This window comes from Desulfovibrio sp. JC010 (genome assembly GCF_010470675.1).
GTDB lineage: Bacteria > Desulfobacterota > Desulfovibrionia > Desulfovibrionales > Desulfovibrionaceae > Maridesulfovibrio.
The window spans coordinates 15,741-30,937 of the sequence record NZ_VOIQ01000006.1 but is presented as its reverse complement, the minus strand read 5'-3'; the positions used below and the strand labels follow the sequence as shown (position 1 = coordinate 30,937).

At 52.2% G+C, this 15,197-nt stretch carries 14 protein-coding genes; 3 read left to right on the top strand and 11 right to left on the bottom strand.

The genetic code is table 11. The features are described from left to right. Nucleotides 1-25 precede the first annotated feature (25 nt). Together cobT and selD are read left to right on the top strand one after the other, a co-directional pair. Entirely contained in the window at nucleotides 26-1,105 is a 1,080-nt protein-coding gene (gene cobT / locus FMR86_RS08120; RefSeq protein ID WP_163350599.1) for a nicotinate-nucleotide--dimethylbenzimidazole phosphoribosyltransferase, read from the top strand. A gap of 210 nt (nucleotides 1,106-1,315) precedes the next feature. After that, on the top strand, nucleotides 1,316-2,356 hold the full coding sequence (selD, locus tag FMR86_RS08115; protein ID WP_163350598.1) for a selenide, water dikinase SelD: 1,041 nt from the start codon (nucleotides 1,316-1,318) through the stop codon (nucleotides 2,354-2,356). A 116-nt stretch (nucleotides 2,357-2,472) separates the two neighbouring features. Here the strand turns inward: selD and FMR86_RS08110 are convergent, their stop codons facing one another. The 3 genes from FMR86_RS08110 to FMR86_RS08100 form a co-directional block, all read right to left on the bottom strand. Then, nucleotides 2,473-2,694 carry a hypothetical protein gene (locus FMR86_RS08110; RefSeq protein WP_163350597.1) on the bottom strand — a complete coding sequence of 74 codons (222 nt, stop codon included), beginning with the start codon at nucleotides 2,692-2,694 and terminating at the stop codon, nucleotides 2,473-2,475. A 282-nt stretch (nucleotides 2,695-2,976) separates the two neighbouring features. Beyond that, nucleotides 2,977-3,903 carry a hydroxymethylbilane synthase gene (gene hemC / locus FMR86_RS08105; RefSeq protein ID WP_163350596.1) on the bottom strand — a complete coding sequence of 309 codons (927 nt, stop codon included), beginning with the start codon at nucleotides 3,901-3,903 and terminating at the stop codon, nucleotides 2,977-2,979. Nucleotides 3,904-3,936: 33 nt separating this feature from the next. After that, complete coding sequence (locus FMR86_RS08100) at nucleotides 3,937-4,194, bottom strand: zinc ribbon domain-containing protein (protein WP_163350595.1); 258 nt, start codon at nucleotides 4,192-4,194, stop codon at nucleotides 3,937-3,939. A 296-nt stretch (nucleotides 4,195-4,490) separates the two neighbouring features. On the opposite strand from FMR86_RS08100, the gene FMR86_RS08095 reads away from it, so the two are divergent. Further along, nucleotides 4,491-5,300 carry a DUF169 domain-containing protein gene (locus FMR86_RS08095; RefSeq protein WP_163350594.1) on the top strand — a complete coding sequence of 270 codons (810 nt, stop codon included), beginning with the start codon at nucleotides 4,491-4,493 and terminating at the stop codon, nucleotides 5,298-5,300. Between the two features lie 2 nt (nucleotides 5,301-5,302). On the opposite strand, the gene FMR86_RS08090 is transcribed toward FMR86_RS08095, so the two are convergent. From FMR86_RS08090 to nusB, 8 genes are all read right to left on the bottom strand, one after another. Then, nucleotides 5,303-6,214: a DMT family transporter gene (locus FMR86_RS08090; protein WP_203544823.1), complete on the bottom strand. Its 912-nt coding sequence runs from the start codon at nucleotides 6,212-6,214 to the stop codon at nucleotides 5,303-5,305. 95 nt (nucleotides 6,215-6,309) lie between these two features. Further along, on the bottom strand, nucleotides 6,310-8,829 hold the full coding sequence (gene lon / locus FMR86_RS08085) for an endopeptidase La (RefSeq protein WP_163350593.1): 2,520 nt from the start codon (nucleotides 8,827-8,829) through the stop codon (nucleotides 6,310-6,312). A 116-nt stretch (nucleotides 8,830-8,945) separates the two neighbouring features. Beyond that, nucleotides 8,946-9,218 (bottom strand): acylphosphatase, encoded by a 273-nt coding sequence (locus FMR86_RS08080; protein WP_163350592.1) that lies wholly within the window; start codon nucleotides 9,216-9,218, stop codon nucleotides 8,946-8,948. A 27-nt stretch (nucleotides 9,219-9,245) separates the two neighbouring features. Further along, the gene (radC, locus tag FMR86_RS08075; protein WP_163350591.1) at nucleotides 9,246-9,923 is read right to left on the bottom strand and encodes a DNA repair protein RadC; all 678 of its coding nucleotides are present in this window, start codon (nucleotides 9,921-9,923) and stop codon (nucleotides 9,246-9,248) included. A 227-nt stretch (nucleotides 9,924-10,150) separates the two neighbouring features. Continuing rightward, the gene (holA, locus tag FMR86_RS08070; protein ID WP_163350590.1) at nucleotides 10,151-11,131 is read right to left on the bottom strand and encodes a DNA polymerase III subunit delta; all 981 of its coding nucleotides are present in this window, start codon (nucleotides 11,129-11,131) and stop codon (nucleotides 10,151-10,153) included. Between the two features lie 134 nt (nucleotides 11,132-11,265). Continuing rightward, nucleotides 11,266-11,772 carry an LPS assembly lipoprotein LptE gene (gene lptE / locus FMR86_RS08065; RefSeq protein WP_163350589.1) on the bottom strand — a complete coding sequence of 169 codons (507 nt, stop codon included), beginning with the start codon at nucleotides 11,770-11,772 and terminating at the stop codon, nucleotides 11,266-11,268. Between the two features lie 121 nt (nucleotides 11,773-11,893). Next, on the bottom strand, nucleotides 11,894-14,389 hold the full coding sequence (leuS, locus tag FMR86_RS08060) for a leucine--tRNA ligase (protein WP_163350588.1): 2,496 nt from the start codon (nucleotides 14,387-14,389) through the stop codon (nucleotides 11,894-11,896). A 218-nt stretch (nucleotides 14,390-14,607) separates the two neighbouring features. Further along, nucleotides 14,608-15,075, bottom strand: a complete 468-nt coding sequence (nusB, locus tag FMR86_RS08055) for a transcription antitermination factor NusB (protein WP_163350587.1) — start codon at nucleotides 15,073-15,075, stop codon at nucleotides 14,608-14,610. Nucleotides 15,076-15,197: the final 122 nt, after the last annotated feature.

Here is a 15,197-nt window from a genome sequence, read left to right as displayed (position 1 = left end):
AGGGCCGCCAAAAGAGGTTTAAATAATGAATGAATATTCCAGAGCAGGACTAGAGCATGTTGTCAGTGCTGTGCAGCCCGTGGATTCGTCCTATGAAGCACAGGCCCGTGCTCATCTGGACAACCTGACCAAACCTCTTGGAAGCCTCGGCAGGCTGGAAGATCTTGCGGTGAAGATGTTCGTTGCCTCCGGCGGCAATCCTCCCCAGTCCGATCCGGCCCGTATTTACACCATTGCCGGGGATCACGGGGTCAACGAGGAGGACGTCAGCTACTTTCCGCAGGAAGTTACCCGTCAGATGGTGGAAAACTTTCTGGCCGGTGGAGCGGGGATCAACGTACTGGCCCGTACCTCCGGGGTGGAGCTGATGGTGGTCGATGCCGGGTGCAAGGGTGGCCCTTTCCCCGAACATCCCAACCTGATTCAGCGCAGGGTGGCCTGCGGCACTGACAATATTTCTAAAGGTCCGGCCATGGACGAGGGTTGCTGCCTGCGGGCCATGGCTCTGGGCATCGACCTTGCTGACGAGGCTCACGCTCAAGGTATCAAAGTCCTTGGGACCGGAGAAATGGGAGTCTCCAACACAACGCCCTCCACAGCCCTCTATTGTGCATATTTCGATCTCGATCCCGCAGACATCACCGGGCCGGGCGGCGGAATTGATTCCGAGGGGGTGCTGCGCAAAACTGAAGTTGTGCGCCGGGCTTTAAAGGCGAATGCTGACGCCGTGCGTTCTTCAGATTCTTTTGCTATTCTGTCTGCGCTGGGCGGGTATGAAATTGCCGCTTTGGCAGGGCTGATCATAGGCGGGGCAAAGAATAAACAGATGATCTGCATCGATGGATTTATTTCCACCGCAGCCTACGCTGCCGCTGCGCAGATATGTCCGGCAGTGGGCGGGTATTGCGTACTCAGCCATGCTTCAGCCGAACCGGGTTATGCGAAAGTAATCAAGGCTCTTGGGCGCAGGCCGCTTTTGCATCTCGATATGAGGCTTGGTGAAGGCTCAGGCGCGGCACTGTCCATGTTCATGCTGCGTGCAGCCGCAAATATTTTTAATGAAATGGCAACGTACGACGCTGCCGGGGTTAACCCGGGAGGTTAAGAGTGCCTCCGGCGGCCAAAGAACCCTTTGGAAAGGGTTCTCTGGACTCTCCTAAACTTTTTATTATGCTTCGCATCTTTGTCTGGAAGATTGTCATACGTTCACAAGGTATGACTAAAACTATTAAAAGTTTTTGGGATTCTTAAACCCTTTTTTCAAAAAGGGTTTAAGGCCCCCGGCAGGGTCGCCGAAGGCAAATAGGACAATATTATGCCGAAAGAATTGGTAAAGACTGTTAAAGCAGCCGGTTGAGCAGCCAAGATCGCTCCGGGGGACCTGGAGCAGGTTTTGTGCGGTTTGGCCGTGGAGGATGCGCGCCTTCTTACCGGGCTGGGCGGAAACGAGGATTCCGCCATAGTCTCTTTTCCTGCGGGCAAAGCACTGGTCCAGACCTTGGACTTTTTTACCCCGGTGGTAAATGATCCTTACTGGTTCGGGCAGATTGCTGCGGCCAATTCCCTTTCCGATGTTTACTCCATGGGCGGCGAACCCTGGACCGCCATGAATATTGTCTGCTACCCCATGAAAGAAATGGGACCGGAAATCCTGCGCGAGATTCTCAAAGGCGGCATGGATAAAATCCTTGAATCCGGGGCCGTGCTGGCCGGCGGGCACAGCGTGGAAGACGATGAAATCAAGTACGGGCTTTCGGTAACCGGAATGGTTGAACCGGACGGTTTTGCTTCCAACAAGGGCTTGCGCGAAGGCGACCAGCTGCTGCTGACCAAGCCGCTGGGAACCGGGGTGCTGGCTACGGCTTTGAAGGCTGATTGGGAAGGTGCCAAGAAATTTGAAGAAGATGTTTATAAATGGTCCTCCAAGCTGAACAGCGCGGGCGGTAAGGTTATCCGTGAGCTGGGCCTCAAGGGTGCAACGGATGTAACCGGATTCGGCCTTGGCGGGCATGTGCTGGAAATGGCCGATGCCTCAAATGTGGCCGTGGAACTCTGGCTGGATAAGGTGCCGTTCATGGATGATGTTCTGGAACTGGCTTCCATGGGCATGATCCCGGCGGGCAGCTTTGCCAACCGCAATTATTGCAGTTCACAGGTGCAGGCCGCAGCTGATGCGGACTCCATCAAGACCGATCTTGTTTTTGATGCCCAGACATCCGGCGGACTGATTCTGGCTGTTCGTGAAGAACAGCAGCAGCAGGCCACAGACATGTTGTTGGAGGCCGGTGATCTGGCTGTTCATGTAGGCGAAGTCAAAGCTCATGAGGCAGGCGTGGCACGGCTGCGGATAGTATAGTTGCCTGATTGAAAGTAAAACAACAAAGGGCGCAGTTCTCCGGAGAACTGCGCCCTTCTTTTTTATGAGGAGGAATTGGCGATTCCTTTTATGGAAATATTTTAATGCCCGGCTTCTTATGCAGAACCCCGGCTGGATGTAACAGCCTGAATAAGTTCCGCATTGGCGTTGTACACGGGCGAGGATACAATCTTCACCAGTTCCCGGTGCATATCCGGGTCCCCATACGCCTTTCTCTCCAGTCTCTTCTTCCGCAGATCTTTCATGGAGTTAGCCAGATCTTCGTCCCTAGCGGGCGGTACCTGTGCAACCTTGTTTAATTCGGGTGCGTTTGACATCTTATACCTCCGTCCCTGGAAGTTATAAATGAAGTTTTTAAAAGAACATGATTCCTGTTTATGTTCTTATCGGCGGCTGAGGAGTTAACTTTAGGGGCTTAATTCAAAAAAAAGAAATATATTAAAAAGACCTTAATATCTCGAAAGATATTAAGGTCTTTTGGTTTTATGTAGCCTTTCCAAACTATATGCGAAGCATACTGAAAGGTTTTGGGATTCTTAAACCCTTTTTTCAAAAGGGTTTAAGGCCCCCGGCAGGGCCACCGGAGGTGTCTTGCCTAGCTAGCACTTATCATAAACGCGATCGAGAATTTCTTTTGCTCCTGCGGCCAGCACTTCTTCGGCTAGAGCCATGCCGATGTCCCATGCATCGTCAGCAGGTCCGCTCTTTTCCATGCAGATGGGGCTGGAGCCGTCAATGTCGGCAACGAATCCGGTCAGTTTAACCTGATCGCCGTCAAGCTGGGACCATGCTGCGATGGGCACCTGACAACCGCCGTCCAGTCCGGTCAGGAAACCGCGTTCGGCTTTGACCTGACGGGCGGTCATTTCATCATGCAGGAAGGCGAGGATGTCCTGAATTTCGGTGTCTTCGATGCGGTATTCGATGCCCAGCGCGCCCTGTGCCACTGCGGGCAGGAAGGTCGGGGGACCGAGGATTTCGCTTTTGGGGGCGGAAAGTTTGAGTCTGTTCAGTCCGGCGGTGGCAACCACAATGGCGTCAAATTCGCCGTTGAGCAGCTTGTTTACGCGGGTGTCGAGGTTGCCGCGCAGGGATTCGATTTTAAGATCATCGCGCAGGGACAACACCTGAGACTGGCGGCGCAGGCTGCTGGTGCCCACAACGGCACCTGCGGGCAGATCCTTAAGGGAGTTGTATTTTACGGAAAGCAGGGTGTCGGTTTCTGCCTCACGCGGAGGAATGATGCCTACTTCAAGACCTTCGGGAAGTTCTGTGGGAACGTCCTTCATGCTGTGCACAGCGAGGTCGGCGCGGCCATCAAGCAGTGCTTCTTCGATTTCCTTTACGAAAAGACCTTTGCCGCCCACTTTTGCCAGCGGAACGTCCAGAATTTTGTCGCCCTTGGTTTTAATCTTGAGCAGTTGAACTTCGATTCCGGGGTACTCTTCACGCAGAAGGTCGGAAATATGGTTGGCCTGCCAGAGGGCAAGTTTGCTGCCACGGGTTGCGATAGTGATTTTTCTCATTGTTCCGCCGTTTGTATTGAAATTTATTGTTGCTTAACTGCCACAGGAAGAACAGTCGCCGCCGGAACATCCGGCACAACCGCTGCTGCTGGAAGAAGCTGCCGGAGCGGGAGCTGCTCCGAAATCACCCATATCAGGTGCTCCGCCGCCTGTTTTGAACTTGCATGCGGACATGAGTTTTTCGGTCTGTTCGGATTTACAGGCCGGGCAGGGAGGGCATTCGTCGCGGTTGAAAACCAGCTCCTCGAACTCATTGCCGCAGTCAGCACATTTATATTCGAAAATAGGCATTTATATTTACTCCGTGCTTTGAAATATCTGTTGCGAAAAATTGCATAGCCCAAATTGTCAGGCGGGGCAATGTCTGGGCTACATATAAGTACGGATGGAGAGATGGCAAGGTTGGGGGGGGAGTTATGAAAAATATTTCTCTTGAATTTTGTCAGGATGAAAGCTGATTGATTATTCCGTGGTTGTAATATTCAGATCATCTTTGAGTAATGTTTGCATTTTATCTATGAATATAAATGTTGGTTTAAATTCAGTTGTTCAAAAGATATGATAAGTTATTTAGAATGGAGAGATAAATGGAAAGTATAATCGCAAAGCACTTAAGCCCGGAGATGCACCCGGTTGCCCTGTTGACTTCTGATGAACGCCCTGATGGTGCCATACAACCCAAGGAAGGAAAGTATGTCTGCATAATGACTATGTTCGCACAAGTGGCAGCACATGCTAAGACAGCTGTTTTTGATAGAAACACATATGGGTGCCCCGGTGCTTCAGTGGGGCTGGGTCTAGGATCTGTATATCCTTCTGTTATGGGCGGACTTGATGTTTTTGAGGCTTTTTTTTCCAAAGGGATCGATTCAGCCAAAGACCCTGATGCCTATGCTGAGGCGGTAAAGCATGCTCCCAAACATATGGTCAACAAGCTTACTGTGGGTGAGAGATTTCATGCTTCGCCGGGGAAGGCACGCCGCTGGATGACCGAAGAGCTGCCTGAATATGATTTCAAAGAAGAATTCAGAGTCTTGAAACCGCTTTCCGAAGTTACAGATGGTGAAGTTCCGGCTTCAGTTGTTTTTGTAGTAAACCCTTTGCAATTGTCAGCACTTATCACTCTGGCCGGCTCTGTCAGGGATGGTCTGCTGGATATAATGGCTCCTCAGGGAGCAGCATGCCAGATGATCGGAGCGTATGTTTTCCAGCAGGCGGCGGCTGATATTCCCCGTCCTGTTCTGGGGCTTACAGACCTTGCGGCCAGAAAGCATATCCGTAAAACAATACCTCCTGAATATCTGACCTTCGCCATGCCGTGGGAGCTTTTTCTACAATACGAAGAGGCTGCTGAAGATGGAATATTTTCATCTCCGCTCTGGGAAGACATGTTGTAATATCAGCTCTTTTTCCCCGATGCACCCAGATATATTGCTGAAAGGGTAACAAAAACACCCAGCCAATGGATATGTGTTGTGGGGCGGTAAAAAATCAGAACATCCCAGAGAAATGATAGAAACGGCTGCAGCAGAAGCACCAGCCCGGTGATGGAGGCTGGAATTCTGGGCATGGCAGTAGCTATCATTATCCAGCCTGCAGCCTGACTGAACAGGCCCAGCGTAAGCAATGAGCCAAAGGATTTCAGGTCTGGAATTACAAAAGAGGTGTCGGTTAAAAATAATACGATAGCCAGAAAAGCAGCACAGAAGGCAGACACAAAAAGCAGCGGTGAGAAAGTTAGGTCCGATGCTGAGCGGCCTTGGATTCTTCGTAATGTCAGCATAAATAAAGCATAGCAGAATGCGGTCAGTAGTCCGTAAATGATGCCTTTCATTGATGGCTCAGAAAGTTCTGACCAATTAAAGCCGATCAGGAGCAGCAGGCCGAAAATAGCCACGGGTAAAGAGAAAACAAACCTTGCGGTAAGTCTTTCTCCCAAAAATATAACTCCGCACAAAGCCATGATAAAAACCTGACAATTACCTAAAATCGTTGCCAGTCCCGGCCCGACCAAAAGGATGCTTTCATGCCAGAAGTACAAGTCCAACGCGAATAAAAAACCGCAGACACTGTACGGCACTACCTGTTTCAGGTTTATCTGTTTTAACTCTCCCGAAAAAGCAGCAGCTATAAATAAAAATAATGATCCGAAAAATACCCGGTAAAAACCGGATGTTGTTGCCGGGACATCCGCTATACCGACCCACACAGCAGAAAAACTGATAATAAAAGCCCCGCTGAGAACTTTATGCATCGGCGTTACGCCAGCCAAAGAACTTTTTATCGATTCTGTTTGTTTTCCGGTATTCATTAAAATGGTCTCATAATGGTTTGTTTTCATTTGAAACGAAAAGGCCCGCAAGTGATTTTGCTTGCGGGCCTTTATTTTTCTATTGTCCGGTCAGACTACTTGGCCTTGGCAATGGGCCAGATCTCATCAATCCGTTCGATGGGGGTGATTTCGATTTTTGCCAGCAGTTCTTCAGGGATGTCCTCAAGGTCCTTCTGGTTCTGGGAGGGAATCAGGACCCGTTTCATGCCCAGAGATACGGCGGCGAGGATTTTTTCCTTGATGCCGCCCACGGGCAGTACGCGTCCGCGCAGGGAGATTTCACCGGTCATGGCCAGTTCCGGGTTGGCCGGGACTCCGGTCAGGGCGGAAACAAGGGCGGTGACAAGGGTCACGCCTGCGGAAGGGCCGTCCTTGGGGGTTGCTCCGTCAGGCACGTGGATGTGCAGGTCCTGCTCCTCGTGGAACTTGGAGCTGATACCGTATTCATCGGCATGGCGGCGGGCAAAGGATACCGCAGCCTGTGCGGATTCCTTCATCACATCGCCGAGCTGTCCGGTGAGCAGCTGTTTGCCCTTGCCGGGCATGGCGGAGACCTCAACGTGCAGCACGGTGCCGCCTACAGGGGTCCATGCGAGGCCCAATGCTACACCCGCGGGCAGTTCGTTTTCCTTTTCATCTTCAAGATGTTTGGGAATGCCGAGATATTTGTGCAGGTTGTCAGCGGTGACTTCAAAGGGGCCTTTTTCACCTTCTGCCTTTTTACGGGCAAGCTTACGGCAAACAGAGCCAACTTCGCGTTCAAGGTTACGCAGCCCTGCTTCACGGGTGTATTCTTTAATGATCTTGGCGATGATTTCATCTTCCATGATCATTTCATCTTCTTTAAGACCGTTTTCTTTGCACTGGCGGCCGAGAATATAACGTTTGGCAATATTGACCTTGTCATATTCGGTGTAGCCGGGAATGCGGATGACTTCCATGCGGTCCAGCAGGGGGCGGGGGATGGAATCCAGCACGTTTGCGGTGCAGATGAACATAACCTTGGAAAGGTCGTAGGGCACGTTCAGGTAATGGTCGGTGAAGGAATTGTTTTGTTCCGGGTCCAGCACTTCCAGCAGGGCGGAGGAAGGATCGCCACGGAAATCGGAACCGAGCTTGTCGATTTCGTCAAGCATGATCACCGGGTTGCGGGTGCCGCACTGCTTGATGCCCTGAATGATACGTCCGGGCATGGAGCCGATGTAGGTGCGGCGGTGACCTCGGATCTCGGCTTCATCACGCATACCGCCCAGCGACATGCGGTGGAACTTACGCTTCAGGCTGCGCGCAATGGAGCGGCCCAGTGAAGTTTTACCGACACCGGGGGGGCCCACAAAGCAAAGGATGGGGCCTTTCATGGACGGATTCAGCTTGCGTACACTCAAGTATTCAAGGATGCGTTCCTTGACCTTTTCAAGATCGTAGTGGTCTTCATCGAGAATTTTTTTGGCTTCGATGATGTCGAGGCGGTCGCGGGACTGTTTGGTCCACGGGATTTCAATCATCCAGTCCAGATAGGTGCGGATGACAGTTGCCTCGGATGCTTCCGGGTGCATGGCTTCAAGGCGGCGGAGTTGCTTTTCCGCTTCCTTGCGCACTTCCTTGGGCATTTTTGCCTTGGCAATGGCTGCGCGGATTTCTTCGGCTTCCTCGGCTTCGTCAGTTGATTCACCGAGTTCTTTTTTAATGGCTTTGAGCTGTTCGCGCAGGTAGAAATCTTTCTGGGCCTTGTCCATTCCTTCCTTGGCCATGGACTGGATTTTATTCTGCATGGAGGCCACTTCCACTTCCTGCGTCAGCTGGGTGTTGACCAGCGTCAGCCGCTCAACAGGCTCACCGCATTCAAGGATGGACTGGGCCACATCGACCTTCATGCGCAGGTTGGAAGCGATCAGGTCCGCAAGACGTCCCGGTTCATCAACATTGTTGAGTACGGACATGATGTCGGCGGAAGAAATGCCGCGCAGGGTCAGGATTTTTTCGCTCTGCTCGCGGGAGGAGCGGACCAGTGCTTCCTGAGTGGCATCAAGCTCGCCTGATTCCGCTTCAGGAATGGCCTCAATCTCCGCGATATGGAAAGGCTCGGAGCCGATAAATCTTTTTACCCGTGCGCGGGAGACGCCCTGCACCAGCACTTTGAGGCGGCCGTCGGGCATCTTGAGCATGCGCATGATCATGCACACGGTCCCGGTCAGGTAGAGGTCTTCGTGTTCGGGGTTTTCAACGGCTTCGTCTTTCTGGGTCAGGACCATGACGTAGCGGTTTCCGGTCATGGCCGCTTCCACGGCATTGACGGACTTTTCCCGGCCTACGAAAAGGGGCAGGATCATGTAGTTGAAGACAACGATATCGCGCACGGCCAGTACCGGAAGGGTGGTGGGGATATCCACATAAGCATCCTCGGGGATGCTCCCTGCGTCATCGAGCAGGTCGGCGGCATCATGCAGCACATTCAGCGGAGAAACCGGGGGCTTGTTCAAACCCTGATCATTTCCGGCGTCCTGCTGTGGTTCCTGTTGCGCTTTTTTCTGAACTTCGGCCTTGTCTTTCTTGTTCAGCTTGAGCGGTTTGATAGGTGATTTTTTTTTCTTCAACGCAAAATCCTTTCGTTCAGAAGTGGTTGTTTTCTCTATTTAAAAAGCATTAAATATCCGGCTCCTTAATAGTCGGGACGGAGCCGGATAGCTTGTCAGTCAATTGATGCGCTTTATCAGCGAATTTCAAATCCCTTATGCTCGGTGTCGTAATCCATCCATTCGCATTTCACGTCTGCGACCTGCGAAAGGGGCGGACCGACCAGCAGCCGGGTTCTCATTTCAGCGACTTTTGTTTCATCGCCCTGCAGCAGTACTTCCACCCTGCCTTCATCAAGGTTACGTACCCAGCCGTAGAGGCCGAGAGCCGCAGCCTGATCATTGACCCATGCACGGAAGAATACTCCCTGCACCTTGCCGGTAACAACACAATGATAGCTTCTGATCATAGGACCCTCCTTTCAAGTTGAGGTGAACTACAAATATCCTGCTTCCTTGAAGCTGTGGAATCTGTCCGCGGTCACGATAACGTGATCGAGCAGACGGATTCCCATGTCCTGACAGAGTGCGGCTATCTCCATTGTCATCTGTTTATCTTCCGGTGACGGAGCCGGATTGCCTCCGGGATGATTATGACTCAGGATCACTCCGCTGGCATCGTGGCGCAGGGTCAGTGCCACAATTTCGCGCGGATATACTGCGGTCTTGTCCACTGTGCCTTCCGACAGCCTCTCCCAGCATATCACTTTGTTCTGGTTGTTGACCAGTGCAATCCAGAATTCCTCTTTGGACAGATTGCCTATGCGGGCCATAGCAGCCTTGCGGACGGCCTCTGCAGAAGAAAGCGTTTCCTTATTCTTCAGTGGCTCTTCGGCAATTCTGGTCCAGAATTCACGCATGAGCGTGAAAAATATTAAAACCCCCGGCCCGATGCCCTTGAACTTCTTGAGCTGCTCATCCGGTGCATGAAACACTCCGCCAAGGGTGCCGAATTCCGCCAGCAATTCCTTGGCCAGCGGTTTAGTGTCCTGCCGGGGCAGCACCTGCCCAAGCACCAGCTCCAGAATTTCATAGTCGGCCAGATTTTTTGAGTCTTTGCCGAGTTTTTCTTTCAACCGCTGGCGGTGGCCGTGGTAATGAGGTTTATCCTTCATAATAAATAGTAAGTATGTATTGGCAAGTAGTACAGCTCCGTACCTGTCCGGATTCAGATAAAAGTATGAGTCTGCGGCGGACGGATTTCCTTCTTGGAGGAATAAACCGGATGCAGGTGCAAAGCAACCTGTTTAACATGCAAAATGATGTAAAATGGGTTCAAAAACACAAAAACCGTGCAAAAATGATCTTTTTACACGGTTTTGAAATTTGTCTCTTGATTAAATCAGCGTCTGCGCTGCGGGGGAGCGAACAGCGATGTCAGGGAAGCCACCAGCAGTTCAAGGGCCTGCTCCGGCTTGCGCTGACCGGTCTTGATGCCGATTTCGGCTTCCATGACAATGTCAAAAAGCCTCGCAATGCGGGCCGGTCCCAACCGCTGGGCAAGTCCCTGTTTCTGCTTCTTCACGAAGGGAGGCAAGCGTACTTCGGAATCTTCACCATGAATCATCATCCACAAAGCGCGGGCCTCGCGGGTCAGGGATGCGGTAAGCATGAAGATCATGGAATCCTTTTCGCTGTGGTTGGTCAGTACCCGACGCCAGATTTCAACCGGGTCGCCGCCCTCGGACATGGAGCGCATGAAAGCGAAAAAGTCCATTTCCTCGGAATGGGCGATGAGTGTCACATGTTCCATGAGGATTTTGCGGTCCGGTCCGGCAGCAAGGTCCAGCTTGTCCAGCTCCAGCCGTGCGGCCCGTGCGTCCTTGGGCAGGGCCTGCGAAAGGGCGTTCAGCACGGGGCTGTCGATATGCAGGCCGTTGGCTTTGGCCCATTTACCCACAAAGCCGGAAATGGATTTCTGGTCCAGCCCTGCGGATTTCCAGAACCATTTCTGCTTTTCGGCAAATTTCCAGCATTGGCGTTTTTTCAGTACTGCCGGAACCGGGGCGGTTTTGCTTTTCCATTGCCCTTCAAGGCAGATAAAAAGAAAGGAGGAGCTTGAAAGGGAAGCTACGGCTTTATCGATATTTTTCCAGACCGCGACCTTTAGCTTGTGCGCACGGCGCAGGACAATAACTTTACTGGAGCCGAAAAGAGTCTGTAAAGTGAGGTCGTCCCAGAAAGTCTGGGGCAGGTCTTCGTCCGCCCAGTATACTTTTTTTTCGTAATCAGTAGCCCCGTGCTTTTCCTGCTGCTCCGCAATATTGGCGTGCAGCAGTTCCGCATCCGGGCAGATAAGAAACATGTATCCGGGTCTGGACATTAATTACCTTGGCTTCGAAATATGTGCTTTGTTAGCCTCCGGCGGCCCTGCCGGGGGCCTTAAACCCTTTTCCAAAAGGGTTTAAGAATCCCAAAACGTTTTAATAGTGGGGTCAAGTTTTAGTTTGGAGTTTCTTAGTAAGCCTGATTCATTCTATCCACCAAGCGACGCACCATGAGCTTGGTGACCAACTGCTGGGTCGCATCTTCTTCGCCGGTGTAATAGGACTCGGTAACTTCCAGCGGTCCGGAACTCCAGATCAGGGAACCGTCATTTGCGCTGTTGACTTTCATCTCTACTCTGAGAGTCATGTCGTATTTCAGGGTTACGTCCTGATCACCGAGAATGCGGCTGCCGTCGGAAAGTTCGATAATCCTGATATTGAAAAGTGCTTCGGCCTTGGACTTGTCTGCCCAGACAAGCTGCCCGCGGCGGGTGATCTCATCACGCATCATGGAGCGGATTTTCGGCTCCAGCCAGCGTTCGAGGGTGGGGTTTTCCACCTTGGCAATGGCCACTTCGCGGAATTGCTTACCGACCCGGTTGGGCTCGGTCTCAGAGTTATGGTAGCCGCAGGCGGAGACAGCAAAAACAACACAGAGAAGCAGAGCCAGCTTTTTCACAGATTTTACAACAACCACGGTATTAACTCCTTGTCTCAGCTTTAGAACCGAAGCGGCGAAGCCATAATAAAAAGTTTGGAAGGGAGAGTCCAGAGAGGGAAACTTTTTCCAAAAGTTTCCCTCTCTGGTCCCCGAAGGGTTAATTTGCAACAATATTAATCAACTTGCCGGGTACGACGATAACCTTGCGGACGGTCTTGCCGTCGGTATGCTTGGTCACGTTTTCGTGGGCAAGTGCTGTTTTTTCAATTTCTTCCTTGGAAGCTGCAGCAGGCACGGAGAGTTTACCGCGCATTTTACCGTTAACCTGAATGATAATCAGGATTTCGTCAGTTACCAGTGCTGCTTCATCATGCTCGGGCCATGCTGCTTCGGCAATGTAGCCTTCGTATCCCATGGCAGCCCAGAGTTCCTCGCAGATGTGCGGGGCAATGGGGGAGAGCACGGTCAGTACGGTGCTGTATGCGGAAGAGAGTGCGAAACGGCCGTCTTCGCTTTCCATGAGCTTGTCTTTGAGAGAGTAAATCTCGTTGACCAGCTCCATGGTGGCGGCAATGACGGTGTTGAACTGGAATTTGTTCTCCATGTCACGGCTGGCGCGCTTGACGGTCTCGTGTTCCTTGAGGCGCAGCTTCTTGGCATCGGAAGAAAGGTCCATGGAAGGCTTGGCGCATGCGCCGGTTGCGCTGAGTTTGCCTTCGAACTCTTCAGCCAGTCTCCAGATTCTGTTCAGGAAGCGGTGCGCTCCTTCCAGCCCCTGATCGGACCATTCGAGGTCTTTTTCAGGCGGGGAGGCAAAGAGGATGAACAGTCTGGTGGCGTCCGCACCGTATTTGTTGATCATGGCGTTGGGGTCGACCACGTTGCCCTTGGATTTGGACATCTTTGCGCCGTCCTTGAGGACCATGCCCTGAGTGAGCAGGTTCTTGAACGGTTCGCTAAGCTTGGTGTATCCCTCGTCGCGCAGGATTTTGGTGAAGAATCTTGCGTAGAGCAGGTGCAGGATGGCGTGTTCGATTCCGCCGATGTACTGGTCAACCGGGGACCAGTATTCAAGGGAGTTGCTGTCAAAAGGAGCATCCGCCTTGCGGGAATCGGTGTAGCGCATGAAGTACCAGGAGGATTCCACAAAGGTATCCATGGTATCGGTTTCACGCTGGGCCATCTTGCCGCATTTGGGGCAGGCCACCTTGTGGAAGCTTTCCATATCCGGCAGCGGGGAACGTCCGTCCTCGTTCATGACCGCATCTTCGGGTAGTACAACGGGAAGATCCTGTTCGGGAACGGGCACGATGCCGCAGTCGTCGCAGTAGATGACCGGAATGGGGGAGCCCCAGAAACGCTGGCGGGAAATATTCCAGTCACGCAGACGGTAGTTGACGGACTTTTTGCCCTTGCCGGACTTGCCGAGGAAATCGACAATTGCGCCCTTGGCATCTTCGTTCTGCATGCCGTCGAATTCACCGGAATTAACCAGTACACCGGGAGCGGTGTAGGCTTCTTCCATTTCAGCCACATTGAGGGCCTCACCTTCGGGCTGGATTACCACCTGCTTGGGCAGGTCGTATTTGCTGGCGAATTCAAAGTCGCGCTGGTCGTGGGCGGGAACAGCCATTACTGCGCCGGTACCGTAGCCCATGAGCACGAAGTTCGCCACGTAGATGGGCATCTTCTGACCGTTGAGCGGGTTGATGCAGTATGCTCCGGTGAAGACACCTTCTTTTTCAAGGTCGTCCGCGCCGCGAACAATGCGGTCCATGTTGGAGACCTTGGTCACGAATTCGCGGACCTTATCTGCTTCGCCCTTGCCTTCGATAAGCTTTTCCACCATGGGATGCTCGGCGGCAAGGGACATGAAAGTCGCACCGAAAAGGGTGTCCGGGCGGGTGGTGAAAACGCTGATGGTTTCGTCAACATCTTCAACCTGGAAATCAAGCTCAGCACCGATGGATTTACCGATCCAGTTGCGCTGCATGGTGATAACGCGCTCCGGCCAGCCGCCTTCAAGGCCGTCGAGGCTTTCGAGCAGTTCTTCAGCGTAATCGGTAATGCGCATGAACCACTGGGAAAGTTCTTTCTGGATAACTTCGGTATCACAACGCCAGCAGAGGCCCTCTTCAACCTGTTCGTTAGCCAGAACGGTATGACAGGTTTCACACCAGTTGACCGGGGAGTTTTTGCGGTAGACCAGACCCTTTTCCAGAAATTTCAGGAAAAACTGCTGCTCCCATTTGTAGTAGCCGGGGTGGCAGGTAGCCAGTTCGCGACGCCAGTCGTAGGAGTAGCCCAGACGTTTGAGCTGGGTGCGCATGTCGTCGATGTTGGCGTAGGTCCACTCCGCGGGGTGGGTGTTGTGCTTAATGGCCGCGTTTTCTGCAGGCAGGCCGAATGCGTCCCAACCCATGGGGTGGAGCACGTTGAAGCCTTTCATGCGTTTGTAGCGGGCGACAACATCACCGATGGAGTAGTTGCGCACGTGGCCCATATGGATTTTCCCGGAAGGGTAGGGAAACATTTCCAGCACATAGTACTTGGGACGGGACTCGTCGGCTTCCACATCGAAAGCACCCTTCTCGGTCCATTCCTTCTGCCACTTGTTTTCAATCAATTCCGGTTCGTATTTCCCAAAACCCATTATGAAAATCCTTTTGATATGAGATTCCCTCGCGGGGCGCCCTGCCGGGGGCCTTAAACCCTTTTCCAAAAGGGTTTAAGAATCCCAAAACGTTTTAATAGTGTCGTGGACTGAACTTTATTTCACTGCGGCGAAGCCCTACTAAAAGTTTTTGAAGAGTCCAGAGAAACTTTTTGAAAAAAGTTTCTTTGGTCCTCGGAGAGCCGCCGGAGGCATTCCTAGAAATTCTTTTCAACCTTAAACTTGCCGGTGTCGATATCACGGGCAACTGCGTCCAGAATTCCGTTGATGAAGTTGCGGGAATTGCCGTCGCCGAACTTCTTGGCCAGCTCGATGCCCTCATTGATACCCACCTTGAGCGGGATGTCGGGCTTGTGGAGCAGTTCGTATACGGCGAGTCTGAGAATCGCCAGTTCGACTTTTGCAATCCTTTCGATCTTCCAGTGTTTGGAATAGCGACCGATAACTTCGTCAAGTTCTTCCTGCGCATTCCAGATCCCGATCAGCAGTTCACGGGCGAAGAGGATCAGGTCTTCTTCGGTTTCCCTGATTACAGCGGGGCTCTGGTTGTATATACGTTCACATGTCCATCCGCCGTGGGGAGGGACAAAACTGAGACCGTAGAGCACCTGCAGGGCAAGTACGCGGCCTTTTCTTCTTAAACCTTTAGTCTGGGACATCTGCATCACTATCCTGCGGTTGCGGGTCGTAGTTGCCGTGCAACGCAAGATACATCTAAATTGTTATTTAAACAACACAACAGGCATACGGTCTCCGAACAGCGGGACGGAGACCGTATGCCTTCAAA